Source organism: Streptacidiphilus jiangxiensis, from assembly GCF_900109465.1.
In the GTDB taxonomy this organism is placed as follows: Bacteria; Actinomycetota; Actinomycetes; order Streptomycetales; family Streptomycetaceae; genus Streptacidiphilus; species Streptacidiphilus jiangxiensis.
Map to the genome: position 1 here is coordinate 170,379 of NZ_FOAZ01000017.1, position 23,283 is coordinate 193,661.

At 72.8% G+C, this 23,283-nt stretch carries 19 protein-coding genes; 9 read left to right on the top strand and 10 right to left on the bottom strand.

What is annotated here, in order from left to right:
* Nucleotides 1-101: 101 nt before the first annotated feature.
* Nucleotides 102-1,382: an ROK family protein gene (locus BMY61_RS29025; RefSeq protein WP_201777519.1), complete on the bottom strand. Its 1,281-nt coding sequence runs from the start codon at nt 1,380-1,382 to the stop codon at nt 102-104.
* 160 nt (nt 1,383-1,542) lie between these two features.
* Between BMY61_RS29025 and BMY61_RS29030 the strand changes: the two genes are divergently transcribed.
* The 4 genes from BMY61_RS29030 (at nt 1,543) to BMY61_RS29045 (ending at nt 6,851) form a co-directional block, all read left to right on the top strand.
* Complete coding sequence (locus BMY61_RS29030; RefSeq protein ID WP_042443155.1) at nt 1,543-2,850, top strand: extracellular solute-binding protein; 1,308 nt, start codon at nt 1,543-1,545, stop codon at nt 2,848-2,850.
* A 153-nt stretch (nt 2,851-3,003) separates the two neighbouring features.
* On the top strand, nt 3,004-3,966 hold the full coding sequence (locus BMY61_RS29035; RefSeq protein ID WP_042443153.1) for a carbohydrate ABC transporter permease: 963 nt from the start codon (nt 3,004-3,006) through the stop codon (nt 3,964-3,966).
* Nucleotides 3,963-4,814, top strand: a complete 852-nt coding sequence (locus BMY61_RS29040; RefSeq protein WP_042443151.1) for a carbohydrate ABC transporter permease — start codon at nt 3,963-3,965, stop codon at nt 4,812-4,814. The genes BMY61_RS29035 and BMY61_RS29040 overlap by 4 nt, the downstream gene beginning before the upstream one ends.
* A gap of 48 nt (nt 4,815-4,862) precedes the next feature.
* On the top strand, nt 4,863-6,851 hold the full coding sequence (locus tag BMY61_RS29045) for a hypothetical protein (protein ID WP_042443149.1): 1,989 nt from the start codon (nt 4,863-4,865) through the stop codon (nt 6,849-6,851).
* Nucleotides 6,852-6,914: 63 nt separating this feature from the next.
* Here BMY61_RS29045 and BMY61_RS29050 read toward each other — a convergent pair whose 3' ends face one another.
* Complete coding sequence (locus BMY61_RS29050; protein ID WP_042443147.1) at nt 6,915-7,835, bottom strand: S41 family peptidase; 921 nt, start codon at nt 7,833-7,835, stop codon at nt 6,915-6,917.
* 55 nt (nt 7,836-7,890) lie between these two features.
* Here BMY61_RS29050 and BMY61_RS29055 point away from each other — a divergent pair, with 55 nt between their 5' ends.
* The gene (locus BMY61_RS29055) at nt 7,891-8,388 is read left to right on the top strand and encodes an ArsR/SmtB family transcription factor (protein WP_042443146.1); all 498 of its coding nucleotides are present in this window, start codon (nt 7,891-7,893) and stop codon (nt 8,386-8,388) included.
* A gap of 25 nt (nt 8,389-8,413) precedes the next feature.
* Here BMY61_RS29055 and BMY61_RS29060 read toward each other — a convergent pair whose 3' ends face one another.
* Nucleotides 8,414-9,463 (bottom strand): ROK family protein, encoded by a 1,050-nt coding sequence (locus BMY61_RS29060; protein WP_063773182.1) that lies wholly within the window; start codon nt 9,461-9,463, stop codon nt 8,414-8,416.
* A 103-nt stretch (nt 9,464-9,566) separates the two neighbouring features.
* Nucleotides 9,567-11,249, bottom strand: a complete 1,683-nt coding sequence (locus tag BMY61_RS29065) for a glycoside hydrolase family 27 protein (RefSeq protein WP_042443144.1) — start codon at nt 11,247-11,249, stop codon at nt 9,567-9,569.
* A gap of 316 nt (nt 11,250-11,565) precedes the next feature.
* Between BMY61_RS29065 and BMY61_RS45355 the strand changes: the two genes are divergently transcribed.
* Complete coding sequence (locus BMY61_RS45355; protein WP_075004104.1) at nt 11,566-12,342, top strand: sigma 54 modulation/S30EA ribosomal C-terminal domain-containing protein; 777 nt, start codon at nt 11,566-11,568, stop codon at nt 12,340-12,342.
* A gap of 78 nt (nt 12,343-12,420) precedes the next feature.
* On the opposite strand, the gene BMY61_RS29075 is transcribed toward BMY61_RS45355, so the two are convergent.
* Together BMY61_RS29075 and BMY61_RS29080 are read right to left on the bottom strand one after the other, a co-directional pair.
* Entirely contained in the window at nt 12,421-13,842 is a 1,422-nt protein-coding gene (locus BMY61_RS29075; RefSeq protein WP_042443140.1) for a sensor histidine kinase, read from the bottom strand.
* Nucleotides 13,839-14,612, bottom strand: coding sequence for a response regulator transcription factor (locus tag BMY61_RS29080; protein ID WP_082014761.1), 774 nt, complete (start codon nt 14,610-14,612; stop codon nt 13,839-13,841). Before BMY61_RS29080 ends, BMY61_RS29075 begins: the two co-directional genes overlap by 4 nt.
* Nucleotides 14,613-14,750: 138 nt before the next feature.
* Here BMY61_RS29080 and BMY61_RS29085 point away from each other — a divergent pair, with 138 nt between their 5' ends.
* Both BMY61_RS29085 and BMY61_RS29090 read left to right on the top strand, forming a co-directional pair.
* Entirely contained in the window at nt 14,751-16,970 is a 2,220-nt protein-coding gene (locus BMY61_RS29085; RefSeq protein ID WP_174514471.1) for an MMPL family transporter, read from the top strand.
* Nucleotides 16,967-17,671 carry an LmeA family phospholipid-binding protein gene (locus BMY61_RS29090; RefSeq protein WP_143094569.1) on the top strand — a complete coding sequence of 235 codons (705 nt, stop codon included), beginning with the start codon at nt 16,967-16,969 and terminating at the stop codon, nt 17,669-17,671. The genes BMY61_RS29085 and BMY61_RS29090 overlap by 4 nt, the downstream gene beginning before the upstream one ends.
* Here the strand turns inward: BMY61_RS29090 and BMY61_RS29095 are convergent.
* From BMY61_RS29095 to BMY61_RS29110, 4 genes are all read right to left on the bottom strand, one after another.
* Nucleotides 17,665-18,333 (bottom strand): response regulator, encoded by a 669-nt coding sequence (locus tag BMY61_RS29095; protein ID WP_042443135.1) that lies wholly within the window; start codon nt 18,331-18,333, stop codon nt 17,665-17,667. The genes BMY61_RS29090 and BMY61_RS29095 overlap by 7 nt on opposite strands.
* Nucleotides 18,330-19,664: a sensor histidine kinase gene (locus BMY61_RS29100; protein ID WP_042443478.1), complete on the bottom strand. Its 1,335-nt coding sequence runs from the start codon at nt 19,662-19,664 to the stop codon at nt 18,330-18,332. Before BMY61_RS29100 ends, BMY61_RS29095 begins: the two co-directional genes overlap by 4 nt.
* 144 nt (nt 19,665-19,808) lie before the next feature.
* Nucleotides 19,809-20,996 (bottom strand): acyltransferase family protein, encoded by a 1,188-nt coding sequence (locus BMY61_RS29105; RefSeq protein ID WP_042443133.1) that lies wholly within the window; start codon nt 20,994-20,996, stop codon nt 19,809-19,811.
* Nucleotides 20,997-21,005: 9 nt separating this feature from the next.
* Nucleotides 21,006-22,001, bottom strand: coding sequence for an alpha/beta hydrolase (locus tag BMY61_RS29110; RefSeq protein WP_042443131.1), 996 nt, complete (start codon nt 21,999-22,001; stop codon nt 21,006-21,008).
* Nucleotides 22,002-22,269: 268 nt separating this feature from the next.
* Between BMY61_RS29110 and BMY61_RS29115 the strand changes: the two genes are divergently transcribed.
* Nucleotides 22,270-23,178, top strand: a complete 909-nt coding sequence (locus BMY61_RS29115) for a PfkB family carbohydrate kinase (protein ID WP_042443129.1) — start codon at nt 22,270-22,272, stop codon at nt 23,176-23,178.
* Nucleotides 23,179-23,283: the final 105 nt, after the last annotated feature.

Here is a 23,283-nt window from a genome sequence, read left to right on the forward strand (position 1 = left end):
GGGGCGCGAGGAACTGCGCGAAAAGCCACCCACGGCCTCGCGGCCCCGAGCGGACAGGGCCATCCCCCTCGGCTGGGCCACTCGCGCAGTTCCTCGCGCCCCTACGGGAGTTGCAACACCTGCATGATGGCGATCGGGTCCTGGTAGACCGCGTCCAGCGCCAGGTACGCGCCGCCGCGCGCCGGCGCGGTGAAGCCCAGGACGGACGGGACGAGCTCGCAGCCACCCGCATCGGGGGCGATCACGGTGTCGCGGACGCGATCCCCTATGGCCGCCACCAAGTACTCGCCGAACACCGCGAAGTGACCGCCCAGCACGAGCAGGCGCGGGTTCAGCACGTCCACCAGCAGCGCGACCCCCGCGCCCAGCGCCCGGGCCAGCGTGTCCAACGCGGCCAGCGTGCGGGCGTCGCCCGCCTCGGCACGGCGGGACAGCTCGGCAAGGCGCTGCTCCACGTCCACCGAGGGGTCGTGGACCGGGTCGTCCCGGTCCGCGGCCAGCCGCAGCAGCGCCGCCAGGCCGACGGCCGTCTCCCAGCAACCACGACGGCCGCAGGGGCACTGCTGCTCCGGGTCGCCCAGCGGCAGGTGGCCGACCTCGCCGGCGAAGCCGGCATTGCCGCGCAGGAGCTTGCCGCTCGCGATGATGCCCGCGCCGACGCCGGTGGCGCCGGTCAGGTAGACCAGGTCGCGCACGCCGGGGGTGTCGGTCGTGACGAACTCCGCGATCGCGCCGAGCTTGGCGTCGTTCTCCAGGTGGATCTCCGGCGCGGCACGCCCGAGCCTGCGGCGCAGGCCGTCGACGGCCGAGACCTCCCGCCAGCCGACGTTGGACGCGTAGGTGACCACGCCCCGGACCGGATCGATCACGCCGGGCGCGGCCAGCGTCACGCCGATGGTCCGCACCCCGGTCCTGGCCAGCTCGTCCATCGTCTCGGCGACCAGCCGGGCGACGGTGTCGAGCACCGCCTCGGCCGGGGTCGCCGCGACGTCGACGGCAAGGCGACGCTGGGCGACGACGTCACCGGGCAGGTCGAGCGCGATCACGCTCACGTAGTCGACGTTGACCTCGACGCCGACCCCGCACAGGGACCGGCCGTCCAGCTCGACCACCTGGCCGGGTCGGCCGACCGCGCCCTCGCGTTCGGCGCCGCCCTCGCGGACCAGGCCGCCCTCCATCAGCTCGGCGATCAGGTTGGTGACGGTCGCCTTGGGCAGCCCGGTGTCGGCGGCGATCCGGGCGCGGGACCGGCCGCCCTCGCCGTGCAGCAGGTTGAGGATCAGGCTGAGGTTGGCACGGCGGGTCGAGGACCGGTCCTTGGCCCCCGGAGGCCCGGCCATGGCCAGGTCGCGCGGGTACGTCTCGACAGCTCGGGTTGCCACGGCTGCTGCCCTCCCCCTTCGTCGGTGGGACTGCCGCTCCAGACCTGTGACTGTAGCGGTCCTGCTGGGTGTCTTGACTGTGACTCGCTTTTGTTCCAACAATAGCCGAACTAATCGAGCAAGCCTCCTTCCCCTCTGAAACGGGAGCCCTGCCTTGACGATGCACTCCGGAAGAGCGGTGGCCACGGCCGCCGCCCTCATGACGGCCACCGCTCTGCTCGCCGGCTGCTCCAGCAGCGGGTCCACCACCGGATCCGCCGCCTCCTCGGGGCCGGTCAAGCTGGACTTCTGGGGCTGGGCGCCCGGCTACGACCAGTCGGTGGCGCTGTGGAACAAGTCGCACCCGGACATCCAGATCACTTTCGACAAGACCGCCTCCGGCTCCAAGGGCGGCTACACCAAGATGCTGACCGCCGTGCAGGCGGGCAATGCGCCGTGTCTGGCCCAGGTCGGCTACGAGACCCTGCCCAGCTTCGCCGCCGCCGGCGCGCTCCAGGACGTCACCGACGCCACCGCCTCCGCCAAGAGCCAGTTCGCGGACTGGACCTGGAACCAGGTCACGATCGGCGGCAAGACGTACGGCGCGCCCGTCGACACCGCGCCGATGGCCCTGATGTACCGCAAGGACCTCTTCGCCAAGTACGGCATCACCACGCCCCCGGCCACCTGGGACCAGTACGCCGCGGACGCGGCGAAGGTGCACGCCGCCGACCCGAGCGTCTACCTCGGCGACTTCGGCAACGACGCCTACAACTACGCCGGCCTGGCCTGGCAGGCGGGCGCACCCTGGTTCGGCACGGCCAACCAGCAGTGGCAGGTGAGCATCAACAGCGCGGGCAACGCGAAGGTCGCCTCCTACTGGCAGGGCCTGCTCGACAAGAAGCTGCTCAAGACGGACCCGAGCTACGACCCGTCCCTGTACGCCGACATGGCGAGCGGCAAGATCCTCTCGGACGTCAACGCCGTCTGGGACGCCCCGATCATCGCTTCCAGCGTCAAGGGCACGTCCGGCCAGTGGGCCGTGGCCCCGATGCCCGTCTGGGACGCGAGCAACCCGGTCTACGGCAACGACGGTGGCTCCGCCACCGCGGTCCTCAAGGGCTGCGCGCACGCCAAGGAGGCGGCGGAGTTCGCCCTCTGGATGAGCACCGACCCCGACAGCGTCGCCAACCTCATCAAGGTCACCGGCATCTACCCCGCCGCGACGTCGGGCCTCAGTAACCCGGCCCTGTCGGCGCCGGACCCCTTCTACGGCGGCCAGAAGATCTACGACGTCTTCAACGCGGAGATGCCCCACATCAACACCTCCTGGCAGTGGGGCCCGACGATGACCCAGACCTCCACCGACCTCGGCGACGGCCTCGGCCAGGCGGGCACCGGCGGCGCGACGCTGCCGAGCGTGCTGGGCACGGTCCAGAGCAAGACGGTTGCCCAGATGAAGCAGCAGGGCCTGACCGTCACAGGGTGAGTTGCACTCACCTCAGGGGCGCGGGGAACTGCGCGAGCAACCACCGACGTACGGACGGCCCTGCTCGCTCGGTGAACGACGTGGGTGGGTGGCTTGTCGCGCAGTTCCCCGCGCCCCCATGCAGTGCAACGTCTCGTCTGCAAAAGGACACGCATGACCACCGCCACCTCGCGGCAGGCGACCGCCTCGACACGCGCGCCCGCCGGACGCACGCAGTCCCGCCGCACTCCCGCGCATCTGCGCCGCGCGCGGACCGCGGCGCTGTTCCTCGCGCCGTTCCTGCTGCTCTTCGTCGCCATGTACGCCGCACCCATCTGCTACACCGTCTACCAGAGCCTCTTCCGGATGCACCGCGACGGGCTCGGGCTCTCCGCGCCCACGCAGGTCTTCGCGGGGCTGTCCAACTACGGAACCGCCCTCGCCGACCCGGCGTTCCGCGGCTCACTGCTCCGCGTCCTGCTGATCGGCATCGTGCAGGTGCCGGTGATGCTCGGGCTCGCGCTCGGTCTCGCGCTCCTGCTGGACGCCAGGACCACCCTGTTCAAGCGGTTCTTCCGGCTGGCGTTCTTCCTCCCGTACGCGCTGCCGGGTGTCATCGGCGCGATCATGTGGTCCTACCTCGTCGCACCCGGGCTCAGCCCGATCACCGCGGCCGCGCACCACCTGGGCCTGCACCTGGACCTGACCTCGAACGCCATGCTCGCCCCGACCATCGGCAACATGCTGACCTGGGGCTGGACCGGCTACAACATGCTGATCATCTACTCCGCGCTGCAGGCGATCCCGGCGGAGCTCAGCGAGGCCGCGACGATGGACGGCTGCTCGGCCTGGGGCATCGCCTGGCGGATCAAGATCCCGCTGGTGCGGCCCGCGCTCGTGCTGACCACCGTCTTCTCCATCATCGGCACCGCACAGCTCTACAACGAGCCGGCCATCCTGCACAACGTCGCGCCCAACCTCAGCAGCACCTACACGCCCATCTACGCCGCCTACGACGCCGTGGACGCCAACAACTTCAACGCCGCCGCCACCGAGTCGGTCATCCTGGCGCTGCTGGCCTTCGTGCTCTCCTTCGGCTTCCTCAAGCTCGTCCAACGCCGGGGAGCCGCCCTGTGAACACCGCCCTCCGCAACCCCGCCCGCTGGGTCACGCTCGGCGTGCTGGTCGTCGCGTCCGTCTACTTCCTCGTCCCGGTCTGGTGGCTGCTCGTCTCCTCCACCAAGACCAACGCGGACCTCTTCTCCGGCAACGGCTTCTGGTTCGGCCACTTCGCGTTCTTCGCCAACCTGCGGCAGGTCTTCACCCAGCAGGGCGGGATCTACTCGCAGTGGCTGGTCAACAGCGCCGTCTACGCCGTCGGCGGCGCGGCCGTCAGCACGCTGATCTCCGCCCTCGCCGGGTTCGCGCTCGCCAAGTACCCGTTCCGCGGGCGTGAGTTCACCTTCAACACGGTGCTCGCCGCAGTGCTGGTCCCCCAGCCGCTGCTGGCCATCCCGCTCTACCTGATGTTCTCCAAGGTCCAACTGGTGAACACCTACTGGGCCGTCCTGCTGCCCAGCATGGTCAGCCCGTTCGGGGTGTACCTGGCCCGGATCTACGCGGCCGCGTCCGTGCCGGACGAGCTCCTGGAGGCGGGACGCATCGACGGGGCCGGCGAGGTGCGGATCTTCGGCACCATCGCGCTGCGCGTCATGGCCCCGGCGCTGGTGACCATCTTCCTCTTCCAGTTCGTCTCGATCTGGACCAACTACCTGCTGCCGGTGCTGATGCTGGCCAACGACAGGCTCCAGCCGGTCACCGTCGGCATCGTCGGCTGGCAGTCGCAGCGCGGCATCGGGCCGACCGCCGTGCCGTTCAACATCGTGGTCACCGCCGCGATGGTCTCCGCGATCCCTCTGGTCGTCCTGTTCCTCTCCCTGCAGCGCTTCTGGCGGTCCGGCCTGACGGCCGGCTCCGTCAAATGAACCGCGTGTCAAGTGACCGCCCCTTCAACCCCGTCAAGGAGGCCCCGCGTGCCCGCCCGGTACCACCTGCGGTTCCAGCTCCACCCCGGCCCGGACGCCGCGGCCCAGGCCGCCGAACTGGCCAAGTTCTGTGGCGAGGCAAGCGTGGACGAGGTCGTCCTGCTGCTGGGCGCCGAGGAGTTGTACGCCGGCCATCCGGCCGGGCCTGCGGAGGACCTGCTCGTCGAGACCGCCGCGACCGCTCTCGGCGTGCTGCGGGAGGCCGGTCTCGAGGTCAGCCTCAACCCGTGGGTCACCGCCGGCCACGCCGACCGCGGGCGGGCCGACACGCTCGGCTTCACCCCGATGGTGGCGCCGGACGGCACCGTCGCCTCGGCGCAGGTCTCCTTCGCCTGCCCGCGCTGGCGGGCGTGGATCACCGCCCACTACGCGCGCTTCGCCGCCCTGGGCTTCCGGGTGCTGTGGCTGGAGGACGACTTCCGCTACCACAACCACGCGCCGCTGCCCTGGGGTGGCGGCTTCGAGCAGCCGATGCTGGACCGGCTCGCGCGGCTGGTCGGCGAGCCGGTGACCCGCGAGCAGGTGGTCGCGGCCGTCACCGCGCCCGGAGCGCCCCACCCGTGGCGGGCGCTGCTGCAGCAGGTGTGGCGCACCGCCCAGTTGGAAGTGGCCGCCGACCTCGCCGACGCGGTCGCCACGCACTCCGGTGGCGCGTCGCAACTGGGGCTGATGAGCTCGACGTTGGGCGTCGCCTCGGTCGAAGGCCGGGACTGGTCGAAGCTGTTCCAGGCGCTGTCGGTGGGCGGGCGCGTGGCCCACCGCCCGCACTTCGCCGCCTACAGCGACACGCCGGGACGCGAACTGAGCTCCTCCGTCTGGATGCTGGAGCAGCAGCGGGCCCTGCGGCCGAGCTGGGCCACCAGCGAGCCGGAGATCGAGAACTGGCCGCACACGGCCTGGTCCAAGTCCGACACGCAGACCTGGTCGGAGCTGGTCACCGCGGCCCTCGCCGGCTCGGACGCGCTCTTCCTCAACCTCCACCCGATGCACTCCGGCCGGGCGCAGCGCTACCCGCGCATCGCCGAACTGCTGCGCCGCTCCCGACCCGCGCTCGACCTCGTGACGGACGAGCGCGCGGACGGCTTCGAGACACTGGGCGTGGGGCTGCCGTTCCGGCAGGACGTGGCCGCGCACGTGCGCACCCGGACCGGCGGTGACCTCGCCGAGCTGTCCGTCGACCCGGGCCGGACGGCCGACTTCCTGATGCGCTACGGCGTCCCGGTCGCAGCCGGCGTCGGGCGCGTCAACGCCCTGTTCGGGACGCTGGCCTGGGCGTTCACGGACGCGGAGGTGGAGCGGCTGCTCTGCGGCGGCCTGCTGGTGGACGGCACGGCCGCCGCGATCCTCACCGAGCGGGGCTTCGGTCCGCTGCTGGGCCTGGAGGCGGCGGAGCTCGTGGGGCGCGAGCAGCACCCGGCCGAGCCCGGCCCGTACGCGGTCGAACGCCACCAGGGCGAGGAGGGCGAGATCTGGCTGAGCGTGAACACGCAGCCCGCCCTCGCCCGCCTCTCGCCCCTCCCGGAGGCCACCGTCACGACGCGGATCACCACGCCCGACGGGCGGTTCTGGGGGCCCGGACGCTGCCACTTCCGCAACCAGCGCGGCGGCCGCGTCGTGGTCCTGGCCGCGACCGCGCCCGAGCAGCTGCCCTTCGACGACGACGGTCAGCGGCTGCTGCACACCGCCGTCCGCTTCCTGGAGGGCGACCGGCCCGCACTCCCCCTGGTCGACGGCGGCCCGCACCTGGTCCCGCACCTGGTCCGCACGCCGGCCGGCCACCGGCTGGCCGTGGCCAACGGCAGCGCGGACGCGGCGCGCGTCCGGGTCACCTTCCCCGACCCGGCGCCCGCGGCCACGGCCACGCTCCTGGCCCCGCTCGCGCCGCCCGCGGCGGCGGGTGCGGGACGGCACGGCTCCGCACTGGTGACGGACGCCGAGCTACCCCATCGCGGTTGGCTGCTGCTGCACTGGAGTTGACCGCCCGCAAGCCCGTTCCGCCCCGGCCGCCGGTTCCTCCCGTACGGCGGCCGGGGCGGAGCGTCAGCCCTCCTCGGCGGCGAGGCGCTCCTGGGCCAGGGCCAGCGCGCGGGCCGGCGCGTCCGCCGCGTCGCAGGGCACGTCCGGCTGGACGCCGACACCCTCCCAGTTCGTGCCCGAGATCGGGTTGACCCCGCGGGCGACCGGTATCGACGCCTCCAGGTGCGGGTGCACCGTCCACCCCTCACGCGGGTGCGCGCCTCCGCCGGTGACCTCGCCGACGATCTGGGCGCGACCGAGCTGCTGCAGGTCGTAGGCGAGCTCCTCGCCGCCGGAGAAGGTATCCCCGCTGGTCAGCACGTACAGCGGCTTGGTGCCGCCGAAGCGCGCGCCCGGCACGTGCGGCGGCGTCCAGGACTGCTCGGCGGTCTCGCCCTGGCGCGACAGCATGGTGTTGAGGTGGGTGCGGCCGTCCAACAGGTAGCCGCAGATGAAGGCGACCGTGTCCGGGTCGCCACCGCGGTTGCCCCGAATGTCCAGGACGAGGGCGCGGGCCGGGGCGACCAGCGTCAGCGCCGCGGCGAGCGGCTGCGCGGCCCAGTCCAGCGGGAACACGGCCGGTGCGATCTCCAGCAGCGCGACCCCGCCGTCCAGCAGCTCCACGCGGGGCACCCCGCCCAGCGAGGCGTCGAACTTCCGCCGCATGGCGGCGAGGGTGGCCTCGCCCTTCTCGGCCGGCACCGGCTCGGTGTGGAACTTGAGCCCGAGGTGCAGATCCCCGTTGACCGACCGCAGGTCGGCGGTGACGGCCTCGGCCAACTCCTCCGGGCTGTCGGTCTCGTAGGCGCCCTCGGCGCCACGGCGGCGCAGCAGGGCGGCGAGCTCCTCGGCGAGCTCGGGAAAGACGTAGTGCTCGGCGACCAGTGCGGCGGTCGCCTCGACGACGGCGGTGACATCCAGCGTGGGTGACGAGGTGGTGGTCATGGGAGGAGTAGACCAAGGGCTTGCGAAAGCGTCAACCAGACTTAACACTTAACTCGTGAGCGACACCCAGAGGATCAGCACACCCGAGCAGCATGCGGCACTGGCGCACCCCGTCCGCCAACGGCTGCTCTTCGCCCTGAAGCGGCAGCCGTCGACGATCAGCAAGCTCGCGGCCCAACTGGGCGTGAACAAGGGAGGCGTCTCCCACCACCTCAAGGTCCTGCGCGACGCGGGCATCGTGCGCGAGGCCGGCACGCGCACGGTCCGCGGCGGCACGGAGCAGTACTACCGCCTGACCGCGCCCCACCTCCTGGTCGACGACCCCCAGCCGGAGGGCACGGCCGCGCTGATGGGCGCGGTCGCACAGGAACTGGACCGCTCCCCGGTGGACCACCTGCTCCGCCTGCGCCACCTACGCCTCTCGCCCGCGAGGGCCGCGCAGTTCAAGGAGATGCTGATGCGCCTGGTCGACGAACTGGAGGAGGACCCGGAGGGCGAGCCGATGCACGGCATCCTGGTGACGCTCTACCAGGAAGCCGAGTTCAGACGTTGAGTTGCACCATCAGGGGCGCGAGGCTCTACCGAATTGCGGCTCCGCCGCGTGGGCGCGACAAGCCACCGGCACGCGGACGGTCCTCACTGCGCAGGGCCATCCGCACGTCGGTGGTTGTCCGCGCCCCGCGGCGGAGCCGCTCATCGACAGAGCCTCGCGCCCCCAGGTGGTGCAACTGATCCAGCGCGAGCAGGCCTGCCCCGATGCAGCCCGCGTCGCGGCCGAGGCCGGCCGGGACGATCTCCGGGGTGGTCTGGAAGCCGAGGCGCTTCTCCAGGGCCGCCCGGAGCGGTTCGACGTAGGGGCGGCCCACCTGGGCCACGCCGCCGCCGACGACGATGCGGCGGGGGTCGAAGAGGGTGACGGCCGCGGCGAGGCCGTCGGCAAGGGCGGGGACCGTGCGGTCCCACAGCCACTCGGCGACGTCGTCGCCGGCCTGGGCGCGGCGCCAGACCTCCTCGGCGCCGACCTGCTCGCCCGTGGCGCGGCTGTACGCGCCGGCGAGGGCCGCGTCGGAGGCCACGGTCTCCAGGCAGCCGCGCCGACCGCAGGCGCACAGCCGGCCCCGCGGACGGACGATCAGGTGGCCCAGTTCACCGGCGGACCCGTGGCCGCCGACCAGGACGCGGCCGTCGAGGACGAGCGCGGCGGCGATGCCCGCGCCCATCTGCACGAAGAGGAAGGACCGGCAGCCGCGCCCGGCGCCGAGCCGGGCCTCGGCCCACGCGGCGGCGCGCACGTCGTGGCCGAGGGTGACCGGGACGCCGAGCTCCTCGGCGGCCCACTGCCGGATCGGAACCTCGCGCCAGCCCAGGTTGGCGGCGAAGGTGCAGATCCCGGAGGCCTGGTCGATGATGCCGGGCACGGCAATGCCCGCGGCGACGGGGCGGTGGACCGCTGCCAGCCCCGCGGCGAGGTCGAGGACCGTCTCCACCACCGCGTCCGGGCCGCGTTCGATGCCGGTGTCCGCGCTGGCGCGGTGCAGCACCGTCGCGTCCGGGGCGAGGACGGCCGCCCGGATCCGACTGCCTCCGGCGTCGAGTGCCAGGACGGCCCCCTCACTGCTGTGCATCATTCGTGCTTCTCCCCCCGGTCGTGCCGCGCTCGAAGTTGTGTCTTTTATAGGGACGGCGCGCAGGACTCTGCAACGGGCACGGCACAATCGGGGACGAACAGGACTACTGCGGGAGGGACCAGGTCTGGTTGTCCTGGTTGTAGCCGCATGGCCAGATGTCGAGCCTGGTGCCGTTGGCCGAGCCGCCCCCGTACACGTCCAGACAGTCGCCCGAGTTCGGGTTCACCAGGTTGCCCGACTGCTGGTAGGCCCACTGCTGCCCGGCCGAACCGTCGCAGGTGCGCAGGTCGACGTAGGTGCCGGCGGTGGTGGCGGAGCCGGGGACGTCCAGGCACTTGCCGAGCGTGCGGACGGTACCGTCACCGGGCAGCGTCCACTGCTGGTTGGCGGTGCCGTAGCAGCCGTAGACGATGATCGGATTGCCGTCGGCGGTTCCGGAACCGGAGTCGTCGAGGCACTTGCCCCCGATGCCGGTCACCTGGCCCTGCTGCACCGTTCCGCCGCAGCCTGCGCTCGGGGTGATCCGCAGCATGGCGGTCCCGTGGGCGGGGATCGACGCGGTCAGTGAACCCGTTGTCGTGGAGGTGGCGCCGGACCACAGGTCCTTGACCCCGAAGGTGCAGCCGCTGCCGCCGGTGAAGCCGACCGCCGACGTCGTGGTGCTCGCCGAGACCGTGGACCCGGAGCGGTTGAGGATCGCCACCGCCCGGTCACCGCCCGCCAGCGGGCGGGTCAGCACGTCCAGCGTGCCGTTCTGCGAGACGACGTAGCCGGGATGCCCGAGGGTGTCCTGGTCGACGGCGATGACCGCGCTGTTGCCCAGGTCCGCGACCGAGGCGGCGCTGAGCTGCGTCACGTCGTCACTGAGGATCATCGGCGCGCCCATCTCCGCCCACAGCGAGAGCTGGCTGCGCGACTCGTCGGCCGTCAGGCCGCCGTCACCGGCGATGAGGAAGTCCGGGTCGTTCCAGTTGCCGGGGCTCTCGTAGCGGTGGATCGGGTTGTTGTAGCCGTAGTTGGTCAGCACGCTGCTCCAGCGGCTGGTGTTCGGCTTGGAGGAGTCGTAGGTCGCGACGTCGTAGCCCTCGCGCCACAGCTGCCCGTACTGGCCGACCCAGCCCAGCACGGTGTCCCAGTCGGCCGTGCCCTCGAAGTAGGCGGGCGCCGACTCGGAGAAGACGATCGGACGGCCGGTCGCCCGCAGCGCCTGGCTCATCTGCTGGTAGGCGCTCTGGTAGGTCTGCACGGAGGTCTGACCGGACACCGAGGGGACGTTGCAGCCGTCCAGCTTGAGGTAGTCCACGCCCCAGGAGGCGAAGAGGTTGGCGTCCTGCTGCCAGTGGCCCCAACTGCCGGCGTAACCGCCGCAGGTGGAGGTACCAGCGTCCTCGTAGATGCCGAACTTGAGACCGAGGGCGTGCAGTTGCTGACCGACGTAGGCCATCCCGTCCGGGAAGCGGCTGGGATCGGCCTGCAGGTTGCCGTTGGCGTCGCGACTGCTCTGCATCCAGCAGTCGTCGGTGGTGACGGTGTTGTAGCCCTTGGCCGCCAAGCCCGTGGAGACCAGCGCCCGGGCGTTGGCCAGGATCGTCGACTCGGTGTAGCCGCACTGGAAGTGGGCCCAGTCGTTCCAGCCCATCGGTGGGGTGAGCGCGAGCGCGGTGCCGGAGGTCGCCGTCGGCGAGGCACTCGCCTGCGGCGCCGCGGCCAGTCCTGCCGTTAACGCGGCGACGGCGGACGCGGCGGCGACCAGGCCGCGCACGGTGTTCTTTCCTGAACGGGGCACGGTTGTCCCTTCGGAAGAAGTGGATGACGCCGCGTCACACGCGCTGAGGGGGCGCGCGCCAAGAGGGGGTTCGCACGGGGTTGCGACGTCCGCACCGATGCTAGGGAACCATTGCGCGGATGCCTAGACATGTGTGCGCATAATTGCGCGCCATCTGGTGATGTGATCAGAACTGCGCAACACGTGGAACAGTTGCCACCCCGCCGACGAATCGGGACGTTCGGCACTGGACACTCTTCCTGACGGGTGTGGAAGATCTGCTGCGCGGGGACGTTCCCCGGCGGCTGGAGAGGCGAACTGCGGAGGGCTTGGGCTCGTGAACGAGGCGATCTTTGTGCGCGCCGACGGGGTGGCGCTGGATCTCGCCCACGAGGTGCGGCGGCGCGTCGGCGATCTGGTCAGCGGGACGGACGCGCTGGTCGAGGCGTTGCGCGTGCGCCTGAGCCGCACCCATGACGAGGACGCGGAGCAGACGGTCTGTCAGGTCGACGCGGAGGTCGACGGCCGCCGCGTGCGCGTCCAGCGGCTCGCCGCGGACGCCCGCCAGGCGGGCGACCGGCTGGTCGAGGGCCTGCGACAGCGGATCGCGGAGGTCTCCCTCGAGTGGCGGCCCCGCCCGTGGACCGAGCGGGCCGACGCACCGGAGGAGCTTCCCGCGGCTACGCGCGCGAGCACTCCGTGGTCGGAACGCGCCGCCAGCGCGGGGCGGGCGATGCTGCCGGCGATCGCGCGCATCAAGGAGCCCCTGCTCGTGTGGTGCGCGCCCGAGGTCGCGGTCCGCACGCTGGACGCGATGGACTACCAGGCCCACCTTTTCACCGACCCCGCCACCGAGCAGGACTCCGTGGTCTACCGCGCCGGCCCGACCGGCTACAGGTTGGCCTCCACGTGGCCGGCGGAGACGCCCCGGTACGACACCTCCCTGCTGACGCTCTGCCCGCGCCCGGCACCGCGCCTCAGTGACGACGAGGCGGTCCAGCGCTGCGCGGACGCGGAGCTGTCGGCGCTGTTCTACGCCGATCCGTCGACCGGGCGCGGCCGTCTCCTCTACCGCCGCTTCGACGGCCGCTTCGGCCTGGTCCGCGGGGAGTAGCTTTTTCGCCAAGGGGACGTGGCAACACCTCAGGGGCGCGAGGAACTGCGCGACAAGCCACCCACGTGCAGATGGTCCTCATCGAACAGGGCCATCCGCACCGGGTGGTTGCTCGCGCAGTTCCCCGCGCCCCTGAGGAGGTTGCAACTTGACCGTGAAGCACGCGCCGCCTTCTGGGCCGTGGCCCTGCGCGGTGATGTCACCGCCCAGGCGGGCGGTGAGGCGGTGGGCGATGGCCAGGCCGAGGCCGCTGCCGACCGTGCGGGTCGCCCGGTAGCGAGAATGCAGCGCGCCCGGCTCGAAGGCGACGGCGATGTCGTCCTCGGTGAGGCCCGGGCCGCCGTCGCGGACCTGGAGCACCGCGGCACCCTCCTCGGCATGGACGGCCAGGACCACCGGGGCACCCGCGGGCGTCACCCGCAGCGCGTTCTGGACCAGGCCGTCCAGCAGCTGCCGGACCCGGAACGGGTCCGTCGTCACCATCAGCGGAGCCTCGGGGCGTTCGACCCGCAGCTCCACGCCGTGGCTCGCGCAGGGCCCGGACCAGAACGCCGCCGCCTCGGCGACCACGACGCCGAGGTCCGTGGCGGCAGCCTCGACGTGGAAGTCGTCCGCCTCCAGACGAGCGAGAGCGAGCAGATCGGCGAGGAAGCGGTCCAGGCGTCGGGTCTCCTCCGCAAGCGTGCGACCGACCTCGGGGACCTGCTCCGGCTCGATCAACCCGTCGGCCAGGGCCTCCGCGTAGCCCTGGACCGCGGTCAGCGGCGTGCGCAGCTCGTGGGAGACGGAGAGCAGGAACTCCCGTTGCCGGTTCTCGCTGCGGGCCAGTGCCTGGTCGAGGGTGGTGAGCGCGCGGCCGATCTCCGCGGCTTCGCGCGGACCGCCCGTCGGCGCGACCACGCCGCGCTCGCCCTCGGCGAGCCGGTGGGCGACGGCCGCCGAGGCCGTCAGCGGGCGGGCGAGGCGCCGTGCCAGCAGGCCTCCGGCGAGGGCCGCGCCGAGCAGGCCGACGAGCAGCGGCAGCGCGATGTCGCGGCGGATCTGGTCGGTGGTCCGGTCGACGGTCGCGTACGGCTCGGTCAGCACCACCGCTCCGCCCGACGCGGTCGGGCTGCCGACCACGAGCACGTCCTGGCCGGCCAGCAGGCCGTCCGTGGAGACGGTCCGTCCGGCCAGCAGCGTCGCCCTGGAGGCGAGGTCGAGCGCGGGCGCGGCCCCTCCCGTGACCGTTCCGTCGGCGGCGAGGACGGCGAACTGCTCGCCGTTCGGGCCGGCCAGCCTCTCGGCGCCGTGGAAGAGGACCGGGGAGAGTGCGGGGAGGTGGCTGAGCAGCGTGGCCTGGCGGGTCAGGGTGTCGCGCTCGCGCTGCTCGGCGGCGTGCGCCGCGGACTGCCACGCGACGAGCCCGGTCAACAGCGCGGCGACGGCCGCCACGACGGTGGTGAGCAGGACGAGATGCCCGGCGAGCGTGCGCCGACGGCGCGGAGTCCGCGCGGTCACGCGCCCTGACCCGTCGTGCCTGTCGCGCCTGTCGCGCCCGTCGCGCCCGTCGCGCCCGGCGTACCGGTGGTCCCCGGCGCGGTCGCGCTGTAGCCGACGCCGCGCACCGTGCGCAGCGGGCTCGCGTCGCCGAGCTTGGCGCGCAGTTGGGAGACGAAGACGTCGACCATGCGGGTGTCGCGGTAACCGGGGTAGCCCCAGACCTGGGCCAGCAACTGGTCGCGGGTGAAGACCCGGCCGGGGTGGCGGACCAGGTGAGCCAGCAGGCCGAACTCGGTGGCGGTCAGGTCCACCGGCTCGCCGTCACGGTGCACCGTGTGCGCGCTCGGGTCCAGGGTGAGCGGGCCGAGGCGGATCACCGGCTGCGGGCCGGGGCCGGCCGCGCGGCGCAGCACGGTGCGGACCCGGGCGACCAGCTCGCGCGGGGAGAACGGCTTGACGAGGTAGTCGTCGGCGCCCAGCTCCAGGCCGAGGATCCGGTCGGCCTCCTCGCCGCGTGCGGTGACGAGCAGGATCGGGGTCCAGTCGCCGGCCTCGCGCAGGGTCCGGCAGAAGGTGATGCCGTCCAGGCCGGGCAGGCCGATGTCGAGCACGATGGCCACGGGGTGCATCCGCCGCGTGGCGGCGAGCCCGGCGGCGCCGTCCGCCTCGACGTGCACGCCGAAGCCCTCACGGGTGAGGTAGAGGCGCTGGACGTCGGCGATGTGCCGCTCGTCCTCCACGATCAGCACCAGGCCGTGCGAGGGTGAACCGGCTGCGGGGACGTTCATACGGGCGGGCCTCTCGGGGATGCGGACAGGCCGATGCTAACCGGGCCACCGGCCCGCATCCGAAGCACGCCGTCACCCTTACACTCCCCGAACATTGCGCCAACACGGCGCTCACCCCGTCCCGCCAGAGTGAGGCCCATGATCACCGAAGCGGGCTCAAGGCCCGGAACCGGAGAGCCCGTCACGGCCCGGCGGAGCGGCCTGCACCGGATCGGGCGCTGGTGCGCCCGGCACGCCGTGCGCGTCGTCGCCGCCTGGCTGGTGCTGTTGGTCGGCCTCGGCGTCGCCAACCACCGTTGGGGCGGCACCTACGCCGACAGCTTCTCCCTGCCCGGCACGGCCTCGCAGACCGGCAGCGACCTGCTCAAGGCCCACGACGGCAACGGCTCCTCCGGCGTCACCGCGCCCGTCGTCCTCGACGCGGCGGGCCACGGCACGCTGGGCGACCACCGGACCGCGATCGAGACGGCCGTGGGCAACCTGCGCCGCCTGCCCGACGTGCTCTCCGTCGCCGACCCGCTGACCGCGCCGGGCGCGCTGGACGCGAACGGCACGATCGGCACCGTCGCCGTGCGGTTCTCGAGCAACCCGGCCTCCTTCGCCCCCTCCTACCTCACCGGCGTCGACGCGGCCGTGCGGCCGCTGCGCACGGACGCGGTCACCGTCGAGTACGGGGATCCGCTCGGCCAGCTGGCGCAGCCCAAGTCCGCCGACGCCCTCTCCGAGGGGATCGGCATCGGCGTGGCGCTGCTCGTGCTGCTGGTGGGGTTCGGCAGCGTGGCGGCGACGGGGCTCCCGCTGCTCACCGCCGTCCTGGGCCTGGGTGTCGGGCTGAGCGGGCTCGGCCTGATCGCCGCGCACACGAGCTTCGCGCAGGCCGCCCCGACCCTCGCGGCCATGATGGGCCTCGGTGTCGGCATCGACTACGCGCTCTTCCTGGCCACCCGGTTCCGCGCGCTGCTGCGGGCCGAGGAGGATCTCGAGGCGGCCGAGGCCGTGGGCCGGACGGTGGCCACCAGCGGGCGAGCGGTCCTGGTCGCGGCCGCGACCGTGGCGATGGCGCTGGCCGGGCTCTACGCCTCCGGGATCGGCTTCATCGGTGCCCTGGGCGCGGCCGCCGGGGTCACCGTCGTGGTCGCCGCGGGCGCCTCGCTGACGCTGACGCCCGCGCTGCTGGGCCTGCTGGGCCGCCGCATCGACCGGCTCCACGTGCGCACCCCCGTCGCCGAGCCGACCGGGGACGGCGACGTGTGGCACCGCTGGGCCGCGCAGGTCGGCCGTCGCCCGTGGCTCTTCCTCGCGGGCGGGGCCGCGCTGCTCGCCCTGCTCGCCACGCCGGTCGCCTCGATGCACCTGGGCCACGTCGACGCGGGGGCGCAGCCGACCTCGCGCACGGACCGGCGCGCCTACGACCTGATCGCGCACGGCTTCGGCGCCGGCGCCAACGGCCCGCTGACCGTCGTGGTGCAGCTCGACGGCGCCGCGGTCTCCGATGCCTCGCGCCGGCAGCAGCTCGCCTCGACGCTTCGCACGGACCTCGCGGCGGTGCCCGGTGTGGCCTCGGTGACGCCGCCCGCGCCGAGCGCCGACGACGTGCTGCTGACCAGCACGGTCACGCCCACCACCGGCCCGCAGGACGGCGCGACCACCGCCCTGTTCCACACCCTCCAGAACACCACCCTCCCGCACGCGTTGGCGGGCACCGGCGCCACCGGCTACGTCACCGGCGTGACGGCGGCCGGGCTCACCTTCACCGACCAGCTGATCGCCAAACTGCCCCTGATCATCGCGGTGGTGGTGGGCGCGGCCTTCCTGCTGCTGCTCACCGTCTTCCGCAGCCTGCTCGTCGCGCTCAAGGCGGCGGTGCTGAACCTGCTCTCGATCGGCGCCGCCTACGGGGTGGTCGTGGCGGTCTTCCAATGGGGTTGGGGCGGACGGTTGTTCGGGGTGACCGAGAAGGTGCCGGTCGAGTCCTACGTGCCGATGATGATGTTCGCCATCGTCTTCGGGCTCTCCATGGACTACGAGGTCTTCCTGCTCTCCCGCATCCGCGAGACCTGGCTGCGCCATCACGACAACCACCGCGCGGTCGCCACCGGCCTGGCGGTGACGGCCCGCGTGATCACCTGCGCGGCGCTCATCATGACCAGCGTCTTCCTGGCCTTCCTGCTCTCCACCAACACGGTCGTGAAGATGCTGGCGCTGGGCCTCGGCGTCAGCGTGGTCATCGACGCGACGGTGGTCCGGCTGGTGCTGGTCCCCGCCACGATGTACCTGTTCGGACGCGCCAACTGGTGGCTGCCCGGCTGGCTGGACCGGCTGCTGCCGCACCTCGACCCCGAGGGGGCGGAGCAGTGAGCCCCAGGGTGGGCCCCACCCCGCGCGGGCGCCGGGTCCTCGCGGTCGCCGCCGCCCTCACCGTGACGGTCGCTGTGGCCGCCGGAGCGGGCGAGTACGCGGCCGACCGCGTGATCCGCGACCGGATCGCGGCCGCCGCTCCCGCCCTCGGCGCCGATCTGACGGTCGGCGAGAGCGGCTCGGCCCTGTGGGACGTCGCCGAGCAGCGCATCCCGCGCCTCGACGTGAGCAGCGACGACGCCACCCTCGGGCAGCTGGGGCCGGTCGACGTCCAGGCCCGCCTCGACGACGTCCGGTTCGACGGCGCGGCCGCGACGGTCTCCGGCTCCTCGGCCGAGGTGACGGTCCCGGCCCAGGCGGTGGCGGACGCGGTCCAGGCCGCCGCGCCGTCCGTGACCGTCGGCGGCGTCACCGCCCGACCGGGCAGCGGCACCCTCGTGGTCGCCCTGGGCCTGGGCGGAGCAGCGCAGTTGACGCTGCGCCCGGTCCTCCAGGACGGACGGGTGGTGGTGACGGCGGTCTCGGCCACCGTGCTCGGCGCGCCCGTGCCTGCCGACCGGCTCGCGGCACTGACCGCCGGGATCGGCCGGGGGGCCCGGCAGGACTACCCGCTGGGCCTGCACGCCACGTCGGTGGCGGTCACCGCCGACGGCCTGCGGATCCAACTGACGGGAGGACCGAGCCCGCTCCGGCGTCAGTAACCGGCCGGCCGCACCAGGCCCGTCTCGTAGGCGAAGACGGCCGCCTGGGTGCGGTCGCGCAGGTTCAGCTTCACCAGGATCCGGCTGACGTGCGTCTTCACCGTCTGCTCGGCGACGACCAGCTCGGTGGCGATCTCCGCGTTCGACAGGCCGTTGGCGATCAGCGAGAGCACCTCCGTCTCCCGCTCGGTCAGATCGCCCACGCGCTCCTTCAGCGGCGTGCGCGGAGCACCGGGCAGGCGGGCGAACTCCGCGATCAACCGTTTGGTCACCGTCGGCGCCAGCAGTGCCTCCCCGGCGGCCACCACCCGGACCGCCTGGGCGAGTTCGGCCGCCGAGGCGTCCTTGAGCAGGAAGCCGCTGGCACCGGCGCGCAGCGCCTCGTAGACGTACTCGTCGAGGTCGAAGGTGGTCAGCACCAGCACCTTGACCGTGCTCTCCGGCGGCCCGGTGATCCTGCGGGTGGCCTCGATGCCGCCGAGCTGCGGCATCCGCACGTCCATCAGGACGACGTCCGGCCGCAGTTCGGTCACCTTCTCCAACGCGTCCAGCCCGTCGACCGCCTGGCCGACCACCTCGATGTCGGGCTCGAGGTTGAGCAGGACGGTGAAACCCTGACGAACCATCATCTGGTCGTCGACAATCATCACCCGGATGGTCATGCGCGGTCCTCCCCCGCTGGGACACTGTTGATGTCGATCCGGCCCGCCGGCAGCAGGGCGAAGACCTCGAAGCCGCCGTCGGGCGTGGCACCGGTCGCCAGCTCGCCACCGAGCATCGCGGTGCGCTCCCGCATGCCGAGCAGGCCGTGCCCGGCACCCGGCGACGGCGCCGGCCGTCGCGTCGGTGCGGTGTTGGTGACGCGGACCCCGAGACCGGCGGCCCGGTAGTCCAACTCCACGCGCACGGCCGCACCGGGCGCGTGCCGCATGGCGTTGCTGAGCGCCTCCTGCACGATCCGGTACGCGGAGAGCTCCACCCCCGGCGGCAGCGTGCGGGGCTCCCCCGCCGTCTCCGACTTCACCGTCATCCCCGCCGCGCGGACGTTCTCCAGCAGCTCGCCGAGCCGCTCCAGCGTCGGCTGCGGCGCGTCCTGCGTGCCGTCCGCGGCCGGCTCCTCCGACCGCAGCACGCCCAGCACCCGGCGCAGTTCGGCCAGTGCCTCGACCGCGTTGGCCCGGATGCCCGCGAGGTTCTCGACCAGCTCGGCGGGCGGGTTCTCCACCAGGTGCGGCGCGACCTGCGCCTGGATCGAGATCACCGACATGTGGTGCGCGACCACGTCGTGCAGCTCGCGCGCGATCCGGTTGCGTTCCTCCAGCAGGGTGCGCCGGGCCCGCTCCTCCGCGGTGAGCTCCTCCTGCTCCACGAGCTTGCTGCGCGCCTCACGGCCGGCCCGTATCGAGACGCCCAGCAGGACGACGACGGCGAAGAGGATCACCGCGAACCCGATCGCGGTGGCCTGCCCCGGCGGCTTGTACAGCTGCGCGAGGAACCCCGCGAAGACGGTCACCCCGAAGGCCTCGATCGCGACGCGCCCACGGACCTGCAGCGAGAGCAGGAAGAGCAGCACGGCCTGCACGGTGATCGTGGCCGGGGTCCACCCCGCCTGAATGTTGCGGTCCGCGTCGGCGAGCGGGAACGAGACCCCCCGCCCCGGCGCGAGCGCGGTCGACGTCCACGCGCCCACGACCATCACCAGCGTCGCGACCCACCAGGCCCGCAGTGGCTGCCAGAGCGACGCCACGAGCGCGCCGGACTGGATCGCGGCGAGGGCGAGGCCGAGCGGGACGCCGAGGCTGTACGCGAAGGCGTACTGGTTGGTGTTGATGCCGAAGAAGATGGCCGCGACGAGCGACACCGGCACGAGGATCCACCGCGAGACCCGCTTGCGCGGCGGAGCCGCGGTGAGCGCGGGCACGACCAGGTCCTCCCGCAGCTCGCGCAGGAGCGCGCGGAACCGCTTCACCTTCAGACCCCCGTCTTCGTTCATCTCGACCACCTTAGATCCAGTCGCACTCCCCAGGGGCGCGGGGAACTGCGCGGGCAACCACCCAGTGCGGATGGCCCTGTGCGTTGAGGACCATCCGCACGTCGTGGGTTGCTCGCGCAGTTCCCCGCGCCCCTGACAGTGCAACTACCTCAGAGTGCCCACGACTGGCCGCAGCTTCTCCGAGCCCGGGCTGCCCGCCACGCGGATCGTGCGGGACTTGCGGCGGCCCTGCTCGTGGTGGCGGAAGGTCAGCCAGCACAGCGACAGCATCGTCGCGAAGACCGGCAGCCATGCGAGCCGGGCCAGGATCCACGACGCCGTGTCCGGCGTCGTGTGCAGGCCCAGCAGCGGTTCACCCGCCAGCAGGCCCAGCGCGGTGACGGCGATCATCGACGTCTGGTGCCACAGGAAGATCGTCATCGCGGAGAGGTTGACCACCGCCACCGCCGCCCACGCGGCCGGGCGGGCCAGCACCCGGCGCAGGGGACCGAGCAGCAGCAGCGCCAGGCCGCACTGGGCGAGGCCGAAGGTGACCGCCGCCAGGGTCGGCGGGTTGAGGTTGGAGATCTTCGCGCCGGGGACGCCGACCATGGAGGCGGGGTAGCCGGCCTGGGTGACGAGCAGGGCGGTGGCGACGGCGCCGCCGATCAGCAGCACCCACCCGGTCGTCCGGCCGCGCAGGCCCTCACGGGCCCACATCGCGCCGAGGCAGTAGGGGACGAGCCAGCCGGCGGGCAGGTTGAGCCAGCCGAGCCAGGCGGGGCCGTGGAAGGCGAAGCGGATCAGGTCGACGTGCAGGACGACGGCCAGCGGCCACAGCGGGTTCAGCTTGGAGACCAGTGGTGTCGCGGCGGTCAGTACGGCGAAGACCAGCAGGAACCACATCGGCGACAGGACCAGCTTGACCAGCGCCTCGACCGTCCCGAAGCCGACGCCCGCGAACAGCAGGGCGGAGGCGGTCACCGCCCACACCGCGAGGACCGCGAGGACCGGTCGGAAGAGCCGGAACAGGCGGGCCCACAGCCAGGTGAGATAGCCGTCGCCGCGCGCCTTCGCGGAGGTGTAGCTCTTGGTGGCGACCTGTCCGCCGACGAGGAAGAAGACGGCCAGGGTCTGGAAGATCCAGGAGACCGGCGTGAAGGCCGGCATGTGCTGGAGCGGGCTGACGACGTGGATGCTGCCGCTGTCGACGACGATCGCGGTGACCAGCCAGTGGCCCAGGACGACGCCGAGGATGGCGAAGGCCCGCAGGGCGTCGATCGCGCGGTCCCGCTCGGGTGGGGTGGCTGCGTCGACGCGCGCCGCGAACCGGCGCAGGGAGGTGGTACGCACGGGGTTCTCCTAGGAAGCGGCGTGAGTGGGAGCGGTGGAGTCCGCGGCGCCGGAGACGATCGAGGCGATGCTGCGCAGCGGTGTCGAACCGGGCTTGAGGTAGTCGCTGTGGCTGCCGTTGCCGGCGGCGAAGAGGTGGGCGCCGAAGCCCGGGGAGACCGGGTCGGTGCCGAGGCCGAGCGTGGTGAACAGGACCGGCACGCGGACGTGCGGCACGTTGGCGATCCAGTCGTGGCCTGCGCGTCCGGCCCAGACGGTCGCGGTGGTGTGCAGGTCGGAGACGTCGGCGATGTCGCTGCCGACGCCGGGGCTGCCGTACAGGACGAGGTCGGCGACGTGCAGGCCGCTCGCCGCGCGGGCGCAGACGGTGGAGCCGTAGGAGTGGCAGACCAGCGAGGTGCGGGCGGCGGGCCGGAAGGCCTGCAGCTGGTGGACGAAGTCGTCCAGCACCGGTGCCGCCTCGTCGGCGCGGCCGTCGGTCAGCACGACGGGGCTGACGGTGTCGGGCGTGGCGTAGCCGAGCCAGGCGACGACGGCCGCGTGCGCGGCGTTCCCGCCGAGCTGTGCCTCCAGCGCCTGGGCGCCGGCGGCGAAGCGGTCGTAGGTGCTGAGGCTGGTGTCCGAACCGGGGACGAGGACGGCGACGGTGCGCGCGGTGGCCAGGTTGCCGAAGACCTCGACGGTGCGGCCGCCGTCGCGGCCGTCGAAGGAGAGGAACTGCCGGTCGGGCCCGGCCAACTCACTCAGCTCGGCGGCTCGTTGCGTGTCACCGTACTGCGCGGCCATGGCTTCGGCGGCCACGATGTCGGCGCGGTTGGCGGCGTAACGGTGCGTCAGCTCCGCTTCACCGCCGCCCGCCGTGAGCGGTCCCAGCACGGCGGGCACGGGCGCCGGCACGGCCGACGCCTTGGCCGCGCCGGCCAGCGGCACCGCCACGCATGCGGCGACGGCGGCCGCGAGCAGCCCTCGACGGAGCCGCCGGACGACGTTCGGGCGGGTTGCCATGGCCGTTCTCCTCCTCGTTCCCGGACAGTGGTGCGTTCTTCCGGTACCGAAGCTAGGAATCGGGCCTTGTGGTCGGCGTCCCACCGGGGGACGCACTTGCGCTGTAGCTCCCGGGTACTACGGGGTGGCAGGGAGGTCCCCGTCGGGGTGAGCGGCGCGACGGCCTTGCGCAAGCCGATGAAAAGTCTTGCCCCCGGCCCGTCGCGGATGTTTGACTCTCCCTCAATCACCCACCACGGGTGCGAATGCGCAGGTGAGGGGCGGCGGGATGAGCGCGGAGATCGACGTGCTGGTACTGGGCGGCGCCGGGGTGGACACCATCGTGCACGTCCCCGAGCTACCCCTGCCCTTCGCCGACAGCTACCCGATCAGCCCGGGGATCGAGACCAGGGCGGGCCAGACGGGCGACTTCCTCGCCCTCGGGCTGCACTCCCTGGGACTACGCGTCCACCATCTCGACCTGTTGGGGGACGACGACGCGGGCGCCCTGGTCCGCGCGCTGCACGCGGAACGGGGCATCGCACTCACCACGGTCCCCCAACCCGCGGGCACCAAAAGGGCGGTGAACCTCGTCGACCCACTCGGGCGACGCCTCTCGCTCTACGACGCGACGCGCTCCGCACCCGAGGACCGCCTGCCCGATCCCCTCGTCCGCGAGCTCGCCACCGCCGCCCGGCACGCGCACGTCTCCATCACCCACCCCTGTGCCCACGCGCTGCCGACGTTGCGCGCCTGCGGCGTCACGGTCTCGACGGACCTGCACGACTGGGACGGCGAGAACCCCTACCACGAGCCCTTCGCCCACGCGGCGGACGTCGTGTTCGTCTCCGCGACCCGGCTGCCCGACCCGGAGCCGGTGATGCGGCGCATCACCGAGCGCGGCCGCGCCCGCGTCGTGGTGGCCACCGCGGGCGCCGAGGGGGCGTTCCTGCTGGCGGACGGCGAGCTCCACCACGTCCCCACGGCCGCACCGCCCGCCCCGGTCGTCGACTCCAACGGCGCGGGTGACGCCTTCGCCGCCGCCTTCCTGTGGGCCTGGCTGGCCGGGGAGCCACCGCTGCGGGCCGCTCGCTTCGGCGCCGTCGCCGGCGCCCACGCCTGCACCGTCCCGGCCACGCGCCACGACCCGATCACCCGGGCCCAGTTGCTCTCCCAAGGTGGTCCAGGTCACGCCTGACCTGCGAAATTCGTCCGTTTTGTTCCTCAAACTGTGGCCTGGCCCACTTTCGGGGCCGATTTCCTTGCCCGTCCGATCCGTGCCGTGTTTCCGTGAATGACGTCG

Excerpts from the sequence above, each read along its gene's own strand:
- BMY61_RS29095 (WP_042443135.1), bottom strand. The coding sequence starts at position 18,333 with ATGACCATCCGGGTGATGATTGTCGACGACCAGATGATGGTTCGTCAG.
- BMY61_RS29050 (WP_042443147.1), bottom strand. The coding sequence starts at position 7,835 with ATGACCACCACCTCGTCACCCACGCTGGATGTCACCGCCGTCGTCGAG.
- BMY61_RS29110 (WP_042443131.1), bottom strand. The coding sequence starts at position 22,001 with ATGGCAACCCGCCCGAACGTCGTCCGGCGGCTCCGTCGAGGGCTGCTC.
- BMY61_RS29085 (WP_174514471.1), top strand. The coding sequence starts at position 14,751 with ATGATCACCGAAGCGGGCTCAAGGCCCGGAACCGGAGAGCCCGTCACG.
- BMY61_RS29100 (WP_042443478.1), bottom strand. The coding sequence starts at position 19,664 with ATGAACGAAGACGGGGGTCTGAAGGTGAAGCGGTTCCGCGCGCTCCTG.
- BMY61_RS29035 (WP_042443153.1), top strand. The coding sequence starts at position 3,004 with ATGACCACCGCCACCTCGCGGCAGGCGACCGCCTCGACACGCGCGCCC.
- BMY61_RS29115 (WP_042443129.1), top strand. The coding sequence starts at position 22,270 with ATGAGCGCGGAGATCGACGTGCTGGTACTGGGCGGCGCCGGGGTGGAC.
- BMY61_RS29030 (WP_042443155.1), top strand. The coding sequence starts at position 1,543 with ATGCACTCCGGAAGAGCGGTGGCCACGGCCGCCGCCCTCATGACGGCC.
- BMY61_RS29060 (WP_063773182.1), bottom strand. The coding sequence starts at position 9,463 with ATGATGCACAGCAGTGAGGGGGCCGTCCTGGCACTCGACGCCGGAGGC.
- BMY61_RS29080 (WP_082014761.1), bottom strand. The coding sequence starts at position 14,612 with ATGAACGTCCCCGCAGCCGGTTCACCCTCGCACGGCCTGGTGCTGATC.